The sequence below is a fragment of the Pandoraea vervacti genome, from assembly GCF_000934605.2.
In the GTDB taxonomy this organism is placed as follows: Bacteria; Pseudomonadota; Gammaproteobacteria; order Burkholderiales; family Burkholderiaceae; genus Pandoraea; species Pandoraea vervacti.
Genome location: NZ_CP010897.2, coordinates 3,316,084 through 3,336,148, shown reverse-complemented (window position 1 = coordinate 3,336,148; position 20,065 = coordinate 3,316,084). Strand labels below are relative to the sequence as shown.

At 62.7% G+C, this 20,065-nt stretch carries 14 protein-coding genes, 1 tRNA gene and 1 pseudogene; 7 read left to right on the top strand and 9 right to left on the bottom strand.

What is annotated here, in order from left to right; genetic code table 11:
- Positions 1-49 precede the first annotated feature (49 nt).
- Positions 50-1,066, bottom strand: coding sequence for an FRG domain-containing protein (locus tag UC34_RS14575; protein ID WP_084071015.1), 1,017 nt, complete (start codon positions 1,064-1,066; stop codon positions 50-52).
- A gap of 10 nt (positions 1,067-1,076) precedes the next feature.
- Between UC34_RS14575 and UC34_RS25870 the strand changes: the two are divergent.
- Positions 1,077-1,703: pseudogene (locus UC34_RS25870) on the top strand (SOS response-associated peptidase).
- A 3-nt stretch (positions 1,704-1,706) separates the two neighbouring features.
- On the opposite strand, the gene UC34_RS14565 reads toward UC34_RS25870, so the two are convergent.
- Together UC34_RS14565 and UC34_RS14560 are read right to left on the bottom strand one after the other, a co-directional pair.
- Positions 1,707-2,315 (bottom strand): hypothetical protein, encoded by a 609-nt coding sequence (locus UC34_RS14565; protein ID WP_157123199.1) that lies wholly within the window; start codon positions 2,313-2,315, stop codon positions 1,707-1,709.
- Between the two features lie 121 nt (positions 2,316-2,436).
- Positions 2,437-2,513: transfer RNA gene (locus UC34_RS14560), tRNA-Pro, on the bottom strand.
- A gap of 302 nt (positions 2,514-2,815) precedes the next feature.
- Here UC34_RS14560 and UC34_RS14555 point away from each other — a divergent pair.
- On the top strand, positions 2,816-4,504 hold the full coding sequence (locus tag UC34_RS14555) for an AMP-binding protein (protein WP_044456113.1): 1,689 nt from the start codon (positions 2,816-2,818) through the stop codon (positions 4,502-4,504).
- A gap of 32 nt (positions 4,505-4,536) precedes the next feature.
- Here the strand turns inward: UC34_RS14555 and UC34_RS14550 are convergent, their stop codons facing one another.
- Entirely contained in the window at positions 4,537-5,310 is a 774-nt protein-coding gene (locus UC34_RS14550) for a sulfite exporter TauE/SafE family protein (protein ID WP_044456112.1), read from the bottom strand.
- Positions 5,311-5,900: 590 nt separating this feature from the next.
- Between UC34_RS14550 and gshA the strand changes: the two genes are divergently transcribed.
- Positions 5,901-7,463, top strand: coding sequence for a glutamate--cysteine ligase (gene gshA / locus UC34_RS14540; protein WP_044458210.1), 1,563 nt, complete (start codon positions 5,901-5,903; stop codon positions 7,461-7,463).
- Between the two features lie 61 nt (positions 7,464-7,524).
- On the opposite strand, the gene UC34_RS14535 is transcribed toward gshA, so the two are convergent.
- The 5 genes from UC34_RS14535 to UC34_RS14515 all read right to left on the bottom strand — a co-directional run bounded on the left by UC34_RS14535 (position 7,525) and on the right by UC34_RS14515 (position 12,720).
- A complete protein-coding gene (locus UC34_RS14535; RefSeq protein WP_044456110.1) occupies positions 7,525-7,848 on the bottom strand; it encodes an AzlD domain-containing protein in 324 nt (107 codons plus the stop codon).
- Positions 7,845-8,651, bottom strand: a complete 807-nt coding sequence (locus UC34_RS14530) for an AzlC family ABC transporter permease (protein ID WP_084070660.1) — start codon at positions 8,649-8,651, stop codon at positions 7,845-7,847. The genes UC34_RS14535 and UC34_RS14530 overlap by 4 nt, the downstream gene beginning before the upstream one ends.
- Before the next feature lie 249 nt (positions 8,652-8,900).
- The gene (locus UC34_RS14525; RefSeq protein WP_418303904.1) at positions 8,901-11,462 is read right to left on the bottom strand and encodes a penicillin-binding protein 1A; all 2,562 of its coding nucleotides are present in this window, start codon (positions 11,460-11,462) and stop codon (positions 8,901-8,903) included.
- 203 nt (positions 11,463-11,665) lie between these two features.
- Entirely contained in the window at positions 11,666-12,298 is a 633-nt protein-coding gene (locus tag UC34_RS14520) for a LysE family translocator (protein ID WP_044456109.1), read from the bottom strand.
- A 119-nt stretch (positions 12,299-12,417) separates the two neighbouring features.
- Positions 12,418-12,720 (bottom strand): tetratricopeptide repeat protein, encoded by a 303-nt coding sequence (locus tag UC34_RS14515; protein ID WP_044458207.1) that lies wholly within the window; start codon positions 12,718-12,720, stop codon positions 12,418-12,420.
- 335 nt (positions 12,721-13,055) lie between these two features.
- On the opposite strand from UC34_RS14515, the gene UC34_RS26055 reads away from it, so the two are divergent.
- From UC34_RS26055 to odhB, 4 genes are all read left to right on the top strand, one after another.
- Complete coding sequence (locus tag UC34_RS26055; protein WP_044456108.1) at positions 13,056-14,690, top strand: methyl-accepting chemotaxis protein; 1,635 nt, start codon at positions 13,056-13,058, stop codon at positions 14,688-14,690.
- A 77-nt stretch (positions 14,691-14,767) separates the two neighbouring features.
- Positions 14,768-15,175: a hypothetical protein gene (locus tag UC34_RS14505; protein WP_044456107.1), complete on the top strand. Its 408-nt coding sequence runs from the start codon at positions 14,768-14,770 to the stop codon at positions 15,173-15,175.
- A 624-nt stretch (positions 15,176-15,799) separates the two neighbouring features.
- Positions 15,800-18,655 carry a 2-oxoglutarate dehydrogenase E1 component gene (locus tag UC34_RS14500; RefSeq protein WP_418303903.1) on the top strand — a complete coding sequence of 952 codons (2,856 nt, stop codon included), beginning with the start codon at positions 15,800-15,802 and terminating at the stop codon, positions 18,653-18,655.
- Positions 18,656-18,744: 89 nt separating this feature from the next.
- Positions 18,745-20,007 carry a 2-oxoglutarate dehydrogenase complex dihydrolipoyllysine-residue succinyltransferase gene (odhB, locus tag UC34_RS14495; protein WP_044456106.1) on the top strand — a complete coding sequence of 421 codons (1,263 nt, stop codon included), beginning with the start codon at positions 18,745-18,747 and terminating at the stop codon, positions 20,005-20,007.
- Positions 20,008-20,065: the final 58 nt, after the last annotated feature.

Below are 20,065 nucleotides of genomic sequence, written 5' to 3'. Positions count from 1 at the left end.
TGCTGGTGAGGGAGGTGAACCACCACATGAACTGTGCAAAAAAACAGTATTACAGTGGTCCGCTATTGAGTGCTTCGCCATTCAGGCCGCTTTCTACGAGGCTCTTCTCATGCTCGATTCGGAGTTCCCGCCGCCTTACTCGCTCAGAGAACTCAAACTGGCGCATTGCCATAGTTGCCATCAATCCCTCTTCCGATCCATACAAAGACCAAGCATTGAGATTGAATTTATCCAGTGTTTCCAACGCCGTTCTTCTTTCAGATGCGGGGATCTCAAACTTTATCAGCACATCTTGGCCCTCAGTCCGGCCCATTGCGTCTTCGTGCGGAGCGAAATTCCAATCGTCATCGACGAGTACACGGCATATCGTGTATTCCGCCTGTTGAAGATAATGTCGCCGATGGGTTCGGGCATATGGACCAAGTGTGGCGATAGCGGGTTCGTTCAGCGATCCCACCTTCCCTGACCACACAGACTCCAGGTAGGCGTAAACGGCGACGGGGTCAGATTTTTCTTCATCGCAGCCTGAAAACGCAAAAAAGGCCGCTATGTATGGAGAGCGGCTCCAATCCAAAATCGGTGAAGGGAACCCGTGGTGGCGCAGGTAGAGCATATATTCGTAGGCCGGCGGTGCGCTCGGGATCGATGATTCGAGTGCTTTCCTTATCTCAAGGGGAGAAGGAATTTCCCACGTTGTGCCGCTGGCGGATTCGATCTCGTACCGAGCGGCGAATATTGCGTCGTAATAATCTGAAAAGCGAGATATCTTGACCGGGTACCGCTCAAGCGTCGTAGACAACGTAAATTGAGCCTTCGATTGCCCGCGATAAAGGAGATGTGGAAGATGTCGTCCATCGAGACCACGCTCCAACTCGTTATAAACGTTTGAGAGCTCAGAAAGCTTAGATTCGAATTCTCCCCAGTTCGCGACTTTTATTTCAATGGTCGTTCGTGCGTCTTGCACAAGTTGCTTGGTTATTTTGGATTCGGTCATATTTGCAGGCGACACGCAGCAATTCGGTTTCGAGATAATAGCCTTGCGGATTTCCTTGTTGACGCTCAGCATAGGTGACTTCGTGCGCACAAACTACCGCGTACCAGATCGACAGTTGTTTCGCAACAAGTGCGGCGTGGCCGTGCCAACTGCCGAGTGGCGAGACGAGGTCTACAAGGACTATTTCGCCCCGATCATTCGCCGGGACGGCGACGGGCGGCGCTCTGATTTGGCGTCGTTCGGGATGGTGCCGCGCGAGAAGATCCCGCCAGGTGTGAAGCTGTGCGACACGATGAATGCGCGAGCGGAGACGGTAGGGGAGAAGCGCAGTTTCAGCGGCGCCTGGAAGAAGCAGCAACTTTGCCTGATCCCGACGCAGGTCTTCTACGAACCGGACTACGAGACAGGGAAGGCGGTGCGCTGATCCATCGGCAGGGCCGACGGACGCCCGTTCGCGATTGCGGGGCTATGGCGGGAGTGGGAAGGCGATGGAGGCACGCGGCTGTCATTCACGATGCTGACGCTGAACGCGGACCATCACCCGTTGATGAAGCGCTTCCATAAACAGGGAAGTGAGAAGCGGTCAGTGGTCCTCATCCGACCGGAAGATCTTGGAGACTGGCTGGCGGTGCGGTCGATCGACGAGGCGAGATCTTTCGTGGCGCTCCCGCGCGCTGAAATGATGTGCGCGGCACCAGCGCCGAAGTGAATTTTACGGCTTGTGGAGAATCGGTTTAACGAAGCTCACGATATCAGCTACGGCCAATTGGATTTCGTTGCCAAACTCATCAGTGCCGCGCAATCCGGCAGAAAATACCTTGCCTCTCACATCAAGCGCATATGCTCGGTCATCCTTGAAGTCTTCGCCGTCGCCTTCGACGTTTCGCAAATACGAGTCGTGTGCCGCCCATAACGTTTGGGCGATCTGGTGAAGGCGTTTGGTTTTTGTCGCCACCTCCTCTCCCCAAAGCGCCTCCGCCTCCAACGCTCTCGTGTCGAAGGTGGAAAGGGCCTCCCGAACGCCACTAAATCTCGAACTCAGTGCTTCTCGCCATGCCTGCAACTCTGGGATGTCGGCAGCAAGTGACACAAACGGTGCTCGTGCGATCTTGATTGCGTCCCTGAAGCGAAACGTTTCGAGAGCCAAACCTTTGGCGACTTCGTATTCGGCCCGTCCGTGCAATTCGCGCTTCCAGGCTCGGACTCCGCGAAGCGCAATTACGGCCGTTGCAACTGCGCTGCCGCCTAGCGCCACATCTTTAAGGGCACCGATAGCTGTTGCATTTTGCGAAAGGGCATTGAGAATCCAGCACGAGGTCATGATCGCATCCGCTCTTGTGGGATGGTGATATTAGGCAATTGCCTAATATTATGCTGTACATATCAACAGATTGACTCAAACGAAAAAACCCGCACGGCTTTAAACCGTGCGGGTTCTATTCTGGTCGGGGCGAGAGGATTTGAACCTCCGACCACCTGCACCCCATGCAGGTACGCTACCAGGCTGCGCTACGCCCCGTGAGACATGCATCGGTGAAGATGCATCGCTCGAAAGAACGCGATTATAGCAGAGCTTTTTGCGGGAAAGAAAGGGGACATGCCACGCCGACGCATCTTTTTTTCCTTCGCCAGCCAACCTGCGCATCAACTCATTGAATCGCTTCCATTTTTTGCGCATCACCTTCGGTCGCCCGACGTCGCATCCGGTCCTCGCCACGCTGCCCGACACCGATGATGGTTATCCCGAATGTCGAATTCGGAAGGCCTCACGATAATGGAATTCTGCCTAAATCCATTGCCCACGAGGCTCGGAGACCAGCGATGCCGCACACCCAGGGATTCGGCGACGCGCGCGATCTTCTGCTCGCGCAGCGCGCTCACTACGACGTGGCGTACCGCGATTTTCGCTGGCCAGTCCTCTCGCAATTCAACTGGGCGCTGGATTTCTTCGATCCGCAAGCGCAAGGCAACGACACGCCGGCGCTCTGGGTCGTCGAAGAAGACGGCAGCGAAACACGTCTGTCGTTTGCCGAAATGTCCGCACGCTCGAACCGCGTCGCCAACTTTCTGCGCGACCACGGCGTCGCACGGGGCGAGCGTGTGTTGCTCATGCTGCCCAATCAGGTCGAACTGTGGGACCTCATGCTCGCGTGCATGAAGCTCGGCGCTGTCATGATTCCGGCCACCACGCTGCTCGCCGCAGGCGATCTCCTCGACCGGCTCGAACGCGGGCGCGTGCGCCACGTTGTCACCACCGCACGAGACGCCCACAAGTTCGCGGATCTCCCCGGCGACTATCAGCGCATCGTCGTCGGCGACGACACACCGGACGGCTGGTTGCCGCTCGCCCCCGCCTACGACAGCGCCGCCGAGTTCACACCCGACGGCACCACGCTCGCCACCGACCCGCTCTTGCTGTACTTCACCTCGGGCACGACGTCGCGTCCCAAGCTCGTGCTGCATACGCATCAGAGCTACCCCGTGGGCCATCTCGCCACGATGTACTGGATCGGCCTGCAACCCGGCGACATTCACTGGAACATCAGTTCGCCGGGATGGGCTAAGCACGCCTGGAGCTGCTTCTTCGCGCCATGGAACGCCGGCGCCACCATCTTCATCTACAACTTCCCGCGCTTCGACGCGCGCGCCGCCCTCGAGACTGCCGCCCGATGCGGCGTGACCACGCTGTGCGCCCCGCCGACGGTCTGGCGCATGATGATTCAGGAGGACCTCACGCGGTACGCGGTGAAATTCCGCGAACTGATCGGCGCGGGCGAACCGCTCAATCCCGAAGTGATCGATCAGGTCAAGCGTGCATGGCACATTACGATCCGCGACGGCTATGGGCAAACGGAGACCTGTTGTCAGATCGGCAATTCGCCGGGGCAGGCCGTCAAGGCGGGGGCGATGGGGCGCCCGATGCCGGGATATCGTGTCGTGTTGCTCGATCCCGATGGCAAGGAGACCGACGAGGGCGAAGTCGCGCTGGTGTTGTCGCCGCGACCGACAGGATTGATGCAGGGCTATGAGGACGACGCCGAGAAGACCGCCGACGCCATGCGTGACGGCTACTATCACACCGGCGATGTCGCCATGCGCGATGAGCGGGGCTATTTCACGTACGTCGGTCGGGCGGACGATGTCTTCAAGGCATCCGACTATCGCATCAGTCCGTTCGAGCTGGAGAGCGAAATCATCAAGCATCCGGCCGTGGCCGAGGCCGGTGTCGTGCCGAGTCCCGACCCGCTAAGACTTGCGGTGCCTAAAGCGTTCATCACGTTGCGCTCCGGTTTTCAGGCCGACGACAAACTCGCGCTCGACATTTTGCAGTTCTGCCGCGATCGGCTCGCGCCCTATAAGCGCATTCGCCGCATCGAGTTCTGCGACTTGCCCAAGACGATCTCCGGCAAGATTCGCCGTGTCGAACTGCGCCGCACCGAGGAGGGGCGCAGCCTCGAATTGCGTCGCGAGATGGAGTTCTGGGATGTCGATTTCGCCGATCTGAAGTGAGACGAAGTCGCCGACGTCGACGATGTCGCACCTTAGCGCACGTGCTGAATCACCAACTCTGCGCCCAACATCGCGAGGCCGACGAAGAAGCACCGACGGAACACCGGCGCGCTCACGCGAGCGCGCACCCATTGTCCGAAGAACATCCCGCCCAGGGCGGGGGCGAGCGCCAGCAGCGATACGCCGATGGCATGACCATGAAAGACGCCGTCGCGTGCCAGCCCGGCGGCGAGCGCCATCGTCGAGACGGTGAACGACAGACCCAGCGCCTGCACGAGGTCATCCTTGTCGAGATCGAGCGCCTGAAGAAACGGGACGGCAGGGATCACGAAAACGCCGGTTGCCGCCGTCACCAGCCCGGTGATCACGCCGATGCCGCCGCCAAGCGCGCTGACATGGGCGCTGCGCCATGTCCTCGGCAGTTGTGGGCGCACTGCAGCCAGGCCGAGTGCGGCGTAGACGAGCAGCGCAACGCCCAATGCCACGCCGGGCAGATTGCCGCCGTTCGAAAGCCACCCGCCGCCTGCCCACGTTCCCACGCAGATACCGACGAGCATTGGCCACAGGCGTTTGGCCAGCGCCGCGAAGCGCGGCCCGGCCAACAATTGCCAGATATTGGTGACAAGCGACGGCACGATCAGCAGTGCCGCCGCTTCGGCCGTCGGCATGGCAAGCCCAAGCAGACCGACGGCGACCGTCGGCAAGCCCAGCCCGATCACGCCTTTGACGAATCCGGCGAGCAAGAACGTGACAAGGCCCAGCGAAAGCAGGGGGAGGAGGTCGGTAAGTGTGTGGGCAGGCATCATGCGCTCAGTATCGATGCGCGGCGGCAGGCCGCCAATGCGGCATTCACGCAGGCCGACTCAGGCGCGCGCTGAGGCTGTGTGCCGGACGTGGTGAGCAACGCCGCACGGGACCGGGTCGCGCCGTCTTTGTGGCGGCGATTCGCGACGACGGTCTCGCCGCATGGATCGGGGGCGGTGTTGAGTGCCGCGGTGTTGAGTCCCATTGAGGCCGACGTTGATGCGCATTTCGGCCGTGATGGCGCGAATTGCCCCGGCGAAGCGGCGCCCGACGCGGTTTGGCGTTTTCAGTTATGCTCAGGCCAAATTCGCGCCGTGCCGCGCATCGGGCGCGTTCCCCGGAATCCCGATTCCGGCGGTCGTGCCGTTGCCGTCGGCACCCCGTAGACCTCCGTATGCCGTTCGCCGCCGAAACCCGCGCCGACCATGACGTCTCGTCATGCCGGATCTTCTCGGCGACAGTCATGCCATAGCACCGCGCTTGTCCAGAGGGATGGAAGTTGGAAAACCAGAATCGTCAAAACGAACCTACCACCGCTCACGCTGGTCAGTCTGACGCCCACGCGTTGCTCGATCAGCGTCTGGCGCTCATCATGCAGCCCGCGCACCGGGATCTGCTCGGTCAGGGCCTGTCGGGCATCGAACGTGAAACGCTGCGCGTCGAGGCCAGCGGCGCACTTGCGCTCACGCCGCATCCTCGCGCGCTGGGCTCCGCGCTCACCAACGAAGAGATCACCACAGATTACTCCGAGGCACTGCTCGAGTTCATCACGCCGCCGCAACGCGACGCCGCCGATGTCATTGCCCGTCTCGACGAGATTCATCAGTTCGCCTATCGCAAGCTCGGCGCCGAACTGCTGTGGAGCGATTCGATGCCGCCGGCATTGCCGCCGGAGGACGTGATTCCGATTGCTGATTACGGTACCTCCCACATCGGCATGCTCAAGCATGTGTATCGTCGCGGCCTTGCGCTGCGTTACGGCAAGCCGATGCAGTGCATTGCGGGCATCCATTACAACTTCTCGCTCGCGGAGCCCGTCTGGGAACTGCTTCGCGAAGCCGAAGGGGCGACGGACTCCCCGCGTGACTATCAGTCGGCGCGTTACGTCGCGCTTATCCGCAACTTCCGCCGCTACAGCTGGTTGCTGATGTATCTGTTCGGTGCTTCGCCGGTGCTGCACGCCGAGTTCCTGCGCGGGCGCGACCATGGTCTGGAGACCTTCGACGAAGGCACGCTCGGGCTGCCGTATGCCACCAGCCTGCGCATGAGCGATCTGGGTTATCAGAACAGCGCGCAATCGGAAGTCTCGCCCTGCTACGACTGCCTGCCGAGCTATATCGATGCGCTCACGCAGGCGGTGAGCCAGCCGCATCCGGCTTACGAAGCGCTCGGCACGAAGCGCGACGGGCAATGGATTCAGCTCTCGACGAACCTGCTGCAAATCGAAAACGAGTTCTACGCGACGATTCGTCCGAAACGTGTGACGTACAGTGGCGAGCGTCCGGTGCAGGCGCTCGCGCGCCGGGGCGTGCAGTACGTCGAAGTGCGTTGTATCGACATCGATCCGTTCGAGCCGGTCGGGATTGACGTCGACACGGCGCGATTCATCGACGCCTTCCTGTTGTTCTGCGCACTGGAGAACAGCCCGTCGTGTTCGAACGCCGAGAACGTGGAGAATCGCGATAACTTCGCGCATGTGGTCAAAGCGGGCCGCAAGCCGGGCCTGATGCTCCATCGCGGCGGCGAAGCGATCACGTTGTCCGACTGGGCCGACGAACTGCTCGATCGCATCGATCGCACCGCAGCGGCGTTCGACGCGCAACGCGGCGGCGCTCACTATGCGCATTCGATGGCCTTGCAGCGTGCCAAGGTGCGGGACGTATCGCTCACGCCGTCCGCCCGTGTCATGGCCGCGCTCGAACCGCTGCGCGGCACGGCGGGCGGCGCGTTTCAGGCGTTTGCACTGGAACAGAGCAAGCGTCACGCGCGGACGTTGCGCGACATGCCCCTCGATGCTGCCGTCATCGATCATTTCGAGACGCTGGCGCGCAAGTCGCTCAACACGCAAGCCGAACTCGAGCGCACGCAGGTCGGGGACTTCGATGCCTTCGTTGCCGCCTATCGCGCCGGAACGCTGGGAACGATGAGCGTCTGACCCTGCGCCGACGATCGGTGCGGTTCCATGGAAAAAAAGCGCCTGTTACGGCGCTTTTTTCTTAGGCGAGCACGCCTAGCTGCCAGGCAAAAATGACAGCCAGTCCCGCGCCGATCGTGAGTAGCTGATGACGCGTTGCCGCACACACGGCGATCGCGACCAGCGCGGCTACGAGTTGCGGGTTGCGCCACGTCAGTTCGAGGCCATCGCCGTGCGGGGCAAGCGTCATGGGCACGATGATCGCCGTGAGCACCGTGACGGGAACGAACGACAGGGCTTCGCGCAGCCACTCGGGAAAACGCACCCGGTCGCCGAGCACGAAGATGCCGGCCTTGACCGCGAACGTTACGCCCGCCATGCCGAGAATTGCGACGACGTAGTTCATTGCGCACCTCCCTTCGGCGCTTCCTGCGAGCGCATGCCGGAGGGATCCTGCGCACTGTTTCGGCGATCGTTATTCGCGCCGCCCGAGTCCGGTCGCGCGCCGTCCCGACGCTTCGCATGCAGGGCGAGCATGCCAGCGGCAATGCCGAGCGCAACGGCCACGAGCAGCCCGAGCTTGTAAGGCATCCCCCGACACAGAAACGCGGACGCGCCGGCGACGATCGTCGCAATCGCCCAGGGCGCGCGCGCCATTTGCGGCACGATGATCGCGATGAACGTCGCCACCATCGCGAAGTCCAGCCCGAGGGTTTGCAGACGGGGAAAGGCGGCGCCGAACAGCAGGCCGGCCAACGTCCACAGTTGCCAGTTCAGATACATCGACAGCGCGGAGCCGAGGAAGTACCAGTGGCCCATCGGGTCGTCCGGGTGGCGATGGAAATAGCTGCTGGTGACAGCAAACGTTTCGTCGGTAAGCAGAAAGCCCAGCACGGCACGCCAGCGCAAGTTCAGGTGCTTTACGTGTGGCAACAGATTCGCGGCGTACAGCATGTGTCGCAGATTGACGATCAGCGTCGTTGCCCACAGGACGGCGTAACCCACGCCCGTGGCGAACAACCCGGCAGCGATGAACTGGCTGGACCCGGCGAACACGGTTAGCGACATCAGTTGACCGTGCCATAGCGCCAGAGGCGTGGAGGCGACCAGCGCGCCGAAGATCAGACCGAATGGCGCAGCGCCGACGATCATCGGCAACGTATCGCGAGCACCTGCGGCGAAGCTTGCCGTGCGGGACAGAACCGGCATGGTGAAACGTTCCTGTAGATGGGTAAGAGATGAACGGAGCGATGAACTGAGCAATGAACGGAGCGCTCAGCATAGCGGTTTCGGCCCCGCGCACGCTTGTACGTTCTTGCGTTCCGCAGGATGACGCAAGCCAAAGCAAAAACGGCCGCCGTGTCGGTTCACGGGCGGCCGTTCCTGGGCTTGCCGGAGGATCGGATCGACGCCGCTCACACCGGCGTGAGTCCGGGACTCACCGGACTCAGGGCGAAATCACGGGTGCTTGAACATATCGAGAATGCGGGCTTTCTCGCTGGCGTCGGTGCCGCCGGGCGAGGGCGGCTGACCGGCAGCGGGCGGCGGGGCTGCGGGCGACGGCGAACGGTTGCCGAAGAACGGCAGCGAGAAGCCTCCGCTGTTGTCTTCGATGCCGATGCTAGCGACAAAGCCATTGCCCGGCAGCTTGTCGGATTCGTACAACTCGCCGTTCACGACGCTCACGCCCTCGGGCATCGGCATTTGCTGCTGCGGTACCCCGTTGAGCGCGACCCCCATGTACTTGAGCCAGACGGGCAGCGCCAGTTGTGCGCCGAATTCCCGGCTGCCGAGCGTTTTCGGCTGGTCGAAGCCGAGCCATGCGACGGCGACGAGCGAGCGCTGATAACCGGCGAACCAGCCGTCGACGGCGTCGTTGGTCGTGCCGGTCTTGCCGGCGATGTCTGTGCGCTTGAGCGCGTTCGTTCCCGAGCCCGTGCCGCGCTGCGCCACCGTTTGCAGCAGACTGTTCATGATGAACGCGTTCGGCGCGGAAATAGCGCGCGCCGCGTTGACGCCCGCGACAACCGGCGTCGCCTTGTTCAGCACGTTGCCGCGCGCATCGCGGATCTCGCTGATGAGATACGGTGCGACGCGATAACCGCCGTTGGCGAACACGGCATACGCCCCTGCGAGTTGCAGCGGCGTGGTCTGTCCGGCGCCGAGGGCCATCGGCAGATAGGGCGGCACTTTGTCGGCGTCGAAGCCGAAGCGCGTGGCGTAATCCTGCGTGTACTGCGTGCCGGCGAATTGCAGCAGACGGATCGCAACGAGGTTCTTCGAGCGTTGCAGACCTTCGCGCACCGTCATCGGGCCGCTGAAGGCGTCGTCGTCATGCGGGTCCCACGCCTGGCCGCCCGTTTGCGCGGGGGGCAGGTTCAGCGGGCCGTCCATGACCATCGTGGCAGGGCTGACGCCTTTTTCGATGGCCGCCGAATAGACCACCGGCTTGAACGTCGATCCCGGCTGACGCCATGCCTGCGTTGCACGGTTGAACTTGCTCTGGTTGAAGTCGAAGCCGCCGATGAGCGCACGGATTGCACCATCGTCCGGTGAGAGCGAAACCAACGACCCTTGCACTTCGGGCAACTGCGAAATGCGCCATTTGCCCTTAGCGTCCTTCATGACGCGGATGATCGAGCCCACGCGAATGCGAATCTTCTCGTTGGCCTTGGGCGAGAGGGCCGAGGCGGCGAAGCCGATGCCGTCCCCATTGATGACGGCGGCGTCGCCCGACAGCGGCACCGCCGTGACTTGCGACGCACTCGCCGCCACGACCACCGCCGCCATGAGGTCGCCGTTATCGGGATGCTCCAGCAGCGTGTCTTCGATCAGTTGCTGACGGTCCGGCATGGCAGCCGGAAGTTCCACAAAGCCCTCGGGGCCGCGATAGGCGTGCCGGCGCTCGTAATCGAGCACGCCCGCGCGCACCGCTTCATACGCCGCTTGCTGCTTTTTGGCATCGAGCGTGGTGATGACCGTCAGACCGCGCGTGTAGGTGTCGTCCTTGTACTCGTCGTACACCGCCTGACGCACCATCTCCGCGACGTACTCGGCATGCACGTTGTACTCGTTGCCGGACGTGCGCGTGCGAATCGGTTCGTGCAGCGCATCCTCGTATTGATTGCGCGAGATGTAGCCCAGATCGAGCATGCGCTTGAGGATGTACTCCTGCCGGATCTTCGCGCGCTTGGGGTTGACGATGGGGTTATAGGCAGAGGGCGCCTTGGGCAGACCGGCGAGCATCGCAGCTTCGCCCAGCGTGATGTCTTTCAGGTCCTTGCCGAAGTAGATCCGTGCCGCACTGGCGAAGCCGTACGCGCGTTGGCCCAGGTAGATCTGGTTCATGTACAGCTCAAGAATCTTGTCCTTGGACAGCGCGGACTCGATCTTGTACGCGAGCAACATTTCGTAAATCTTGCGGGTGGCCGTCTTCTCGCGGGAGAGGAAGAAGTTGCGGGCGACCTGCATGGTGATCGTACTGGCGCCCTGCGCTGCGCCGCCGTGCATCACGTCCGACACGCCCGCACGCAGAATCCCGATGAAATCGACGCCGCCGTGGTCGTAGAAGCGGTAGTCCTCGATGGCGAGCACCGCTTTTTTCATCACGTCCGGGATCTGGTCGATGGTCACCAGGCTGCGTCGTTCTTCGCCGAATTCGCCGATCAGCACGTTATCGGACGTATAGACGCGCAACGGCACCTTGGGCCGATAGTCGGTGATGACATCCAGCGGCGGCAGATTCGGGCGCATGACGATCAGCGCATACCCGACGATCAGGGCCGCGACAACCGCCAGCCCTGCCAGGGCGACGAGGATGACGCCAATCGTGCCGAAACCGCGCTGGCGACCGATGGGGCGACCAACGCGACCAACGCGACCAAGGAGACCGCCGAAGGAAGCGCCATGAAGGCGAGGCGAGGCGGCGTGCGATGACTGCGCCTGAGGGGTGACGACGGGGGACAAGCGGTGCGCGCGTTGCGACGGCGCACGAGGCGGCAAACAATGCTTCAAGGACATACCCAACGAAAAATGCAGGATGGGAACAGGCCGGCCGGCCTAGCGCTGCGTGGATCCCCGCCGCGCGGCGAAATCGGTGCAGTATGCCACGCCCGGCGCATCCCTCCCGAAAAAAGTAGGGGGCTACGGTGGACAGACTGCGGGGGGGGGCGCGACACGAGCATCCGGCATGCGCCGTCGCCGCTCGCGCACGGGGCGCATCGTCAGCGACGCGCCTCCGTTGCCATACGTAGGGCCAGTGCGCCGAGCACACCGCCCATCAGGTAACGCTGAATACGCAGCCATGCCGGACGCTGGCCGAGAAAGCGCGAAATCGCGCCGGCCGATAGCGCCACGGAGGCATTCACCGCCACGCTGCAAACGATTTGCGTGACGCCGAGGAACAGCGACTGCGTCAGTACACTCCCGTGCCCGGGGTGCACGAACTGCGGCAGCAGCGCGAGATAAAGCATGGCGATTTTCGGATTCAGCACCGAAGTCAGCAGGCCCATCGTGAAAAGACGACGATTACTGTCCTTTGGTAGCGTACGCACCTCGAACGGGGACCGGCCGCCGGGCTTGAGCGCTTGCCATGACAGCCATAGCAGGTAGATGGCGCCGCCAAAGCGCAACGCATCGTAGGCGAACGGCACCGCGAAGAGCAGGGCGGTAATACCGAAAGCCGCACAAAGCATGTAGAAGACGAAGCCCAATGCCACGCCGCCCAGCGACACAAGACCGGCGGCAGGTCCCTGGCATAACGAGCGCGAAATCAGATACATCATGTTTGGCCCGGGCGTCAGGGCCATGCCGATGGCGACCAGGGCGAAGGCCAGCCAGGTGGAGATTTCGGGCATTGTGGTGGCATCCCGAACGCTCGATGCGTTCGAGTCTCGTGAAAGGAGCAGGCTGCAAGATACCATGCTCGCGGTGTACACGCCGGTTCGGAAAAACCGAGCGGTCACATCGTGCGAATTCAGCCCAGCCGTTTGAGAAAGACCGTCATTTCCTTCTCCGCTTGCCGGTCGCCGTGCGCCTGCGCCGCCGAGATGCCGCGCGTCCATGCGTCGCGCGCGCCCTCGATGTCGCCCGCGCCCTGACGCGCCTTGCCCAGCAATTTCCACGCTGCGGTGTAGGCCCCGTCAAACGCGACACAACGCGCGAGGTGATCGGCGGCGACGGTGAAATCCCGCAGGTCCAGATAGGCCTTTCCGAGACCAAAGCGCAACAGGGCGTTGTCCTTGCCGGCGGCCAACAGTTTCTCAAGTCCTTCGATCATGATCCGAATATATTGAATGTATATATAAAAAACGTAATAAGATTTCGCACACCCCCCGATCACTCGCAGCACGGCGTCGTTCCTCGGCGTCTTCCCGGTGAGTTCGCGTGACGATCTCGAGCTGACTCGACCTGACTCGACCTTTACGCGACGTGTCGGACGCCCGACGATTGATATCGATCAATCCGGGCGCGCGTCGGCATCTTGGCTCACAGGCACGTAAACCCGCAGGATGCTCAAGTCTGGCGCGCGATGCGCCGATGTGACAAGTAGTACTGGCCCATCAGAGGCCGGACAGGGGTGGGATACCCATTCAGCAAGACGGAGACGACAGCATGTTGCGAAGCTTTTCGATCAAGGCGCGCCTGGGCATGACCATGGCGCTGTTGGCGGTGTTATTGATTGTGTTGGGCGCATTGGGCATGGCCGGCATGACGCGCACTGGCGATGCGCTTCGCGAAACGTATGCCAATCATCTCGCGGCGACCGTGGCGCTCGGTAAGGACAACGCCACGCTTGCGCGAACGCGCGCGATTCTCGATCGCATCGTGCTGCATCCCGAATCGCCCGACGTCGACAAGGTTGCCGCCCGTGCGCGCAACATGATCAAGGACGCCAATGCGGCATGGGCGGCATATCAGGCGCTGCCCCATGGGGCCGAAGAGCAACGTCTGGCGGATGACGTTGCCACCCGGCGCGCGACATTCTTCGCCCAGGGCATGGACCCGATGCTCGCCGCCATCGACGCGCGTGACCGTACCGCCATGGACGAGATCACGATGAACGTGCTGCCGAAGCACTACGCGTCGCTGACCACGGCAAGCGATGCGCTCGCCGCCTACAAGCTCAAGCTCGGCGAGCAGACCTATGAGGCGTCGATGACAGAGCTCGCGGCGTTTCGCTGGTTGAGCATCGGCGCGACGGCGCTGGGCGTGCTGATGGCCATCGCGTGCTACTTCTCGTTGCGCGGCGCGATCATGCGGCCGCTGAACGAGGCGTTGTCGCATTTCGAGAACATTTCCGCGGGCCAACTCGACAACCCCGTGCACGTGCGTGGCAAGGACGAAATGTCGATGCTCATGCGCGGGCTCGAGACGATGCAGTCCAGACTGGCCGGCACGATCCGCGGTGTGCGCCACAGTTGCGACGCCATGGCCACTGCCACGGCCGAGATCTCGGCGGGCAATACCGATTTGTCGGCGCGCACCGAACAGCAGGCGGCATCCCTCGAAGAGACGGCCTCCTCGATGGAGCAACTGACGGCGACCGTCAAACAGAATGCCGACAACGCGCGCCAGGCGAGCCAGTTGGCCGTCAACGCCTCGGACATCGCGACACGTGGCGCGCGCGTCGTGGCGCGCGTGGTCGACACGATGCAGGGTATCTCGGCAAGTTCGTCGCAGGTCGTCGACATCATTGCGGTCATCGACGGCATTGCGTTCCAGACCAATATCCTCGCGCTCAACGCGGCCGTCGAGGCTGCGCGAGCCGGCGAGCAGGGGCGCGGCTTCGCGGTGGTGGCCGGCGAGGTGCGCACGCTGGCCCAGCGCAGCGCCACGGCCGCACGCGAAATCAAGGCGCTCATCGAGGCGTCGGCGCAGAAGGTGTCCGACGGCTCGACGCTGGTGACCGAAGCGGGACGCACGATGGACGAGATCATGCAAGCCGTGCAGCGGGTGACCGACATCATGGGCGAAATCTCGGCGGCGTCGGACGAACAGAGCGGCGGCATCGAACAGGTCAATCAGGCCGTCACGCAGATGGACACCGTGACGCAGCAGAACGCGGCGTTGGTGGAGCAGGCGGCAGCGGCGGCAGCGTCGCTGGAGGACCAGACCCACGCGTTGCGTGAGGAAATGGCGCGGTTCCGGCTGGGTGACGAAGCGCTGGCGCAGGGCGTCGCGCCGGGCAGCGGGCGACGCACCGCATTGCACTCGGCCGGTGGCGCCCCGCTGTCGCTGGCCGCGTGAGCGGGCATGTCCATGGCGGCGGCCCGCCTAACCGGGTAACATTGCGCATCTTTTTGCTCAGTTGAGGGTGTCGAGGTATGAAGCGAGTGGCGCTGATGGCGACGGTGGCAGTACTGGCGGGTCTGACGGCAGGCTGTGGTCCGATCAACCAGATGAGCCGGCCCGATCCGGCAACGGGTCGACTGCTCGATCAAGGCACCAGTGCCGATCGTTTCATGGTGCTCAATTGCATCTACCACGGCTGGAGCGAGCTTTCTACCAACGTCGATTCGACGAGCTACGCGCGTCAGGGGGCGGACCGTGTGCGTGTCTATCGTGGTCACGACAAGGACAACAACGCGATCTACAACCCGTACGTCGACGTCATGCAAGGCGGGTTCGGCGCCCGTATCCAGTACTTCGAGACCCCGGGCAGCAACCTGCCGCGTGACTTCGAGAACACCGTCAAGCGCTGCATGGTGCCTTACGCGGGCAGTAACGACTGATCGGTGCGTCATCCGAGATGGGAAGCCCCGGCGTGAAAGCGCCGGGGCTTTTCTTTTTGCGGGATCGGATGTTGCGGGATGTTGCGGGGGCGAGCCGGACGGCAAGGGTGGCAAGGGCGCCAGGTGCATGCCACGCCGGCTTCACGCGTGCATCGTCCCGCTCGGGCAGGGGACTTAGAAATTAAAATAATAAAAGCCATTTTCCATATATCTTTTCTGCATATCGGGGTGGCGGACCGTGGCAATGGCTGTCATCTGTTGCGTAACAGGAATATGCGACAAGTGCGCACGATGACGGCATGTTCGCGGTCGAATCGCGGGGAGCTAGGGGGAAATCGGGGTCGGAAGCGCGCACGGTCGATTCGATGCAAACGGGTGTTCGGCGCGGCGCAGGCGGGGGGCGGCAACCCATGCGGCGGACACCCCGCAAATCCCCGTGCGACGGCTTTCCAGGGCGGTGACCCTTGGGAAAACGTGCTATGCTCCACGCCGTGATTGATCAGGTCCTTCCAAGCACCACTTGATTCTCGCAATCCGCTAATCGGTCAGGCCGTGTCGCGGAAGGTTTCGTAACCCGCTATTTCTCGAGACACTCGTAGAAAAGGTGAGCGCAAAATGAGTTTGATGGAACAATTCCAAGCGAACTCGTACCTCTTCGGCGGCAATGCCCCCTACGTCGAAGAACTGTACGAATCGTATCTTGATAATCCGGCTTCCGTGCCGGACAACTGGCGCCAGTATTTCGACGCGCTGCAAAACGTTCCCGCTGTTGATGGTTCCAACGCCAACGACGTGGCTCACGCCCCGATCGTGGAGTCGTTCGCCCAGCGCGCCAAGGCCAATGCCTTCGTGTCGCACGCCGGCGCTTCCGACCTGGCCGTGGCCCGCAAGCAGGTGCACGTGCAGTCGCTGGTCGCCGCCTATCGCTTCCTCGGCGCACGCTGGGCCAATCTGGACCCGCTCAAGCGTCAGGAACGTCCGGCCATTCCGGAACTGGAACCCGCTTTCTACGACCTGACCGAAGCCGACATGGACAGCGTGTACTCGGCAGAGAACACGTACTTCGGTTTCGAACAGGCCAGCCTGCGCGATCTGCTCAAGGCGCTGCGCGACACGTACTGCGGCTCGATCGGCGCCGAGTACATGTACATCAGCGATCCGGTGCAAAAGCGCTGGTGGCAGGAGCGTCTGGAGAAGGTGCGCGCGACGCCCAACTTCACCGCTGAAAAGAAGAAGCACATTCTCGAACGCCTGACGGCCGCTGAAGGCCTCGAGCGTTATCTGCATACCAAGTTCGTCGGCCAGAAGCGCTTCTCGCTCGAAGGCGGCGAATCCTTCATCGTGGCGATGGACGAGCTCGTCCACCACGCCGGTAGCAAGGGTGTGCAGGAAATCGTGATCGGCATGGCCCACCGCGGCCGCCTGAACGTGCTGGTCAACACCCTCGGCAAGATGCCGTCGGACCTGTTTGCCGAATTCGAAGGCAAGCACGTCGACGATCTGCCGGCAGGCGACGTGAAGTACCACAAGGGCTTCTCGAGCGACGTCTCGACCACGGGCGGCCCGGTCCACCTGTCGCTGGCGTTCAACCCGTCGCACCTTGAAATCGTGAACCCGGTGGTCGAAGGTTCGGCCAAGGCCCGTATGGACCGTCGCGGCGAAGCCGACGCGGCCAGCGTGCTGGCGGTGCAGGTCCATGGTGACGCGGCCTTCGCAGGCCAGGGCGTCGTGATGGAAACGCTGAACCTCGCGCAAACGCGCGGTTACGGCACGCACGGCACGGTGCACATCGTCATCAACAACCAGATCGGCTTTACCACGTCGGACCCGCGCGATGCGCGCTCGACGACGTACTGCTCGGACGTGGTCAAGATGATCGAAGCGCCGGTGCTGCACGTGAACGGCGACGATCCGGAAGCGGTCGTGCTGGCCATGCAGCTCGCGCTCGAATTCCGTCAGGAGTTCAAGAAAGACGCCGTCGTGGACATCGTTTGCTTCCGCAAGCTTGGCCACAACGAGCAGGACACCCCGGCGGTCACGCAGCCGCTGATGTACAAGAAGATTGCTCAACACCCGGGCACGCGCGCGCTGTACGTCGAGAAGCTGGTGCAGCAGGGCGTGATCACGGCGGAGGAAGGCGACGGCTTCGTCAAAGCCTATCGCTCGGCCATGGACGACGGCCACCACACCATCGACCCGGTGCTCTCGAACTACAAGAGCAAGTACGCCGTCGACTGGGTGCCGTTCCTGAACAAGAAGTACATCGACAAGGCCGATACGGCCGTGCCGCTGGCCGAGATCAAGCGACTGGCCGAGCGCATCACGACGATTCCGGAAAACTTCAAGGTTCACCCGCTCGTCGAGAAGGTCATCGCCGACCGCCGCAAGATGGGCGCAGGCGAGCAGCCGCTGGACTGGGGCATGGGCGAGCACCTGGCTTACGCCTCGCTGGTGGCGTCGGGTTTCGCCGTTCGCCTGACCGGTCAGGACGCCGGCCGCGGCACGTTCACGCACCGTCACGCCGTGCTGCACGATCAGAATCGTGAGCGCTGGAACGACGGTACGTACATCCCGCTGCAACACGTGGCGGACGGTCAGGCCAACTTTACGGTCATCGACTCGGTGCTGTCCGAAGAAGCCGTGCTGGGCTTCGAATACGGTTACTCGACCGCCGAGCCGAACACGATGGTGCTGTGGGAAGGCCAGTTCGGCGACTTCGCCAACGGTGCCCAGGTCGTGATCGACCAGTTCATCTCGAGCGGCGAAGTGAAGTGGGGCCGCGTCTCGGGCCTGACGATGCTGCTGCCGCACGGCTATGAAGGCCAGGGTCCGGAGCACTCGTCGGCACGCATGGAACGCTATCTGCAGCTGTGCGCCGATACGAACATGGAAGTGGTTCAGCCGACCACGCCGGCACAGATTTTCCACGTGCTGCGTCGTCAGATGATCCGTCAGCAGCGCAAGCCGCTGATCGTGTTCACGCCGAAGTCGCTGCTGCGTCACAAGGAAGCGGTCAGCGATCTGTCGGAACTCGTCAAGGGCGGCTTCCAGACCGTCATCGGCGAAACCGATGCCGCGATCGACGCCAACAAGGTCAAGCGTGTCATCGCCTGCTCGGGCCGCCTGTACTACGACCTGATTGCACGCCGTCGTGAAGAGAAGTCGACCGACGTTGCGATCGTCCGTGTGGAACAGCTCTACCCGTTCCCGCACAAGGCGTTCGAGAACGAGCTGAAGAAGTACGAAAACCTCGCCGAAGTGGTGTGGGCTCAGGACGAACCGCAGAACCAGGGTCCGTGGTTCTACATCGAGCACCACCTGCTCGAAGCCATGAGCGCCGGTCAGAAGCTGGCATATGCCGGTCGTCCGGCCTCGGCATCGCCCGCGGTGGGTTACTACGCCAAGCACTACGAACAGCTCAAGTCGCTGCTCGACGTCGCTTTCGGTCGCAGCCTGAAGGGCGCGACGGTGGTGCAGTAACCGGTTAGGTCTTACAGCGGTCGTCCTCCCCCAGGGACGGCCGCTGCCGTATTTCCGAATTGAACGTTTATCGAATCCAGGATCCAGAAATGGCCATTGTTGAAGTCAAAGTCCCCCAGTTTTCCGAGTCGGTTTCCGAAGGCACGCTGCTCGACTGGAAGAAGAAAGTCGGCGAAGCGTTTGCGCAGGACGAAACCATCATTGAAGTCGAGACCGACAAGGTCGTGCTCGAAGTGCCGGCCCCGGCCGCTGGCGTGCTCGTCGAAGTGTCGGCCGCTGCCGGCGACACCGTGACGTCCGAACAAATCATTGCCAAGATCGACACCGAAGCCAAGGCAGGCGCCGCTGCGCCGGTCGCCGCCAAGCCGGCCGAAACCGCTGCGCCGGCTGCCGCCCCGGCCGCCGCCCCCGCCGCCGGTGGTGCTTCGGGCAACATCGCCAGCCCGGCCGCTGCCAAGGTGCTGGCCGAGAAGAACCTGTCGGCCGGCGACGTCGCCGGTTCGGGCCGTGACGGCCGCGTGACCAAGGGCGACGCCCTGGCTGCCGGCGCCAAGCCGGCGGCTGCGGCGGCTTCGTCGATCCCGGCCCCGGCACAACGTGCCGCACTGCCGTCGGTCGCTGCCCCGACGGGCCGCGACCAGTCGCTCGAAGGCCGTCCGGAACAGCGCGTGCCGATGTCGCGTCTGCGCGCCCGTATTGCCGAGCGTCTGCTCCAGTCGCAACAGACCAACGCCATTCTGACCACGTTCAACGAGGTCAACATGAAGCCGGTGATGGATCTGCGCAACAAGTACAAGGACAAGTTCGAGAAGGAACACGGCGTGAAGCTGGGCTTCATGTCGTTCTTCGTCAAGGCCGCCGTGCACGCGCTCAAGAAGTACCCGGCCGTGAACGCCTCGATCGACGGTAACGATATCGTCTACCACGGCTACTTCGACATCGGTATCGCTGTCGGCTCGCCGCGTGGTCTGGTGGTGCCGATCCTGCGCAACGCCGATCAGATGAGCCTCGCCGACATCGAAAAGAAGATCGCCGAGTACGGCAAGAAGGCTGCCGACGGCAAGCTGTCGATCGAAGAAATGACCGGCGGTACGTTCTCGATCTCGAACGGCGGCGTGTTCGGCTCGATGCTGTCGACCCCGATCATCAACCCCCCGCAGTCGGCCATTCTCGGCGTGCACGCCACGAAGGACCGTGCCGTCGTGGAAAACGGCGAGATCGTCATCCGCCCGATGAACTACCTCGCCATGAGCTACGACCACCGTATCATCGACGGTCGCGAAGCCGTGCTGAGCCTCGTCGCCATGAAGGAAGCGCTGGAAGATCCGGCTCGCCTGCTGCTCGACCTGTAAGCGTTAGCGCGCACCGCGCGGTGCCGTCAGGCCACGCATGTCGTGGCCGGCGCGCCGC

Coding starts and splice junctions, on each gene's coding strand:
- UC34_RS14575 (WP_084071015.1), bottom strand. CDS start 1,066: ATGCTGAGCGTCAACAAGGAAATCCGCAAGGCTATTATCTCGAAACCG.
- UC34_RS14565 (WP_157123199.1), bottom strand. CDS start 2,315: ATGACCTCGTGCTGGATTCTCAATGCCCTTTCGCAAAATGCAACAGCT.
- UC34_RS14555 (WP_044456113.1), top strand. CDS start 2,816: ATGCCGCACACCCAGGGATTCGGCGACGCGCGCGATCTTCTGCTCGCG.
- UC34_RS14550 (WP_044456112.1), bottom strand. CDS start 5,310: ATGATGCCTGCCCACACACTTACCGACCTCCTCCCCCTGCTTTCGCTG.
- gshA (WP_044458210.1), top strand. CDS start 5,901: ATGCAGCCCGCGCACCGGGATCTGCTCGGTCAGGGCCTGTCGGGCATC.
- UC34_RS14535 (WP_044456110.1), bottom strand. CDS start 7,848: ATGAACTACGTCGTCGCAATTCTCGGCATGGCGGGCGTAACGTTCGCG.
- UC34_RS14530 (WP_084070660.1), bottom strand. CDS start 8,651: ATGCCGGTTCTGTCCCGCACGGCAAGCTTCGCCGCAGGTGCTCGCGAT.
- UC34_RS14525 (WP_418303904.1), bottom strand. CDS start 11,462: ATGTCCTTGAAGCATTGTTTGCCGCCTCGTGCGCCGTCGCAACGCGCG.
- UC34_RS14520 (WP_044456109.1), bottom strand. CDS start 12,298: ATGCCCGAAATCTCCACCTGGCTGGCCTTCGCCCTGGTCGCCATCGGC.
- UC34_RS14515 (WP_044458207.1), bottom strand. CDS start 12,720: ATGATCGAAGGACTTGAGAAACTGTTGGCCGCCGGCAAGGACAACGCC.
- UC34_RS26055 (WP_044456108.1), top strand. CDS start 13,056: ATGTTGCGAAGCTTTTCGATCAAGGCGCGCCTGGGCATGACCATGGCG.
- UC34_RS14505 (WP_044456107.1), top strand. CDS start 14,768: ATGAAGCGAGTGGCGCTGATGGCGACGGTGGCAGTACTGGCGGGTCTG.
- UC34_RS14500 (WP_418303903.1), top strand. CDS start 15,800: ATGGAACAATTCCAAGCGAACTCGTACCTCTTCGGCGGCAATGCCCCC.
- odhB (WP_044456106.1), top strand. CDS start 18,745: ATGGCCATTGTTGAAGTCAAAGTCCCCCAGTTTTCCGAGTCGGTTTCC.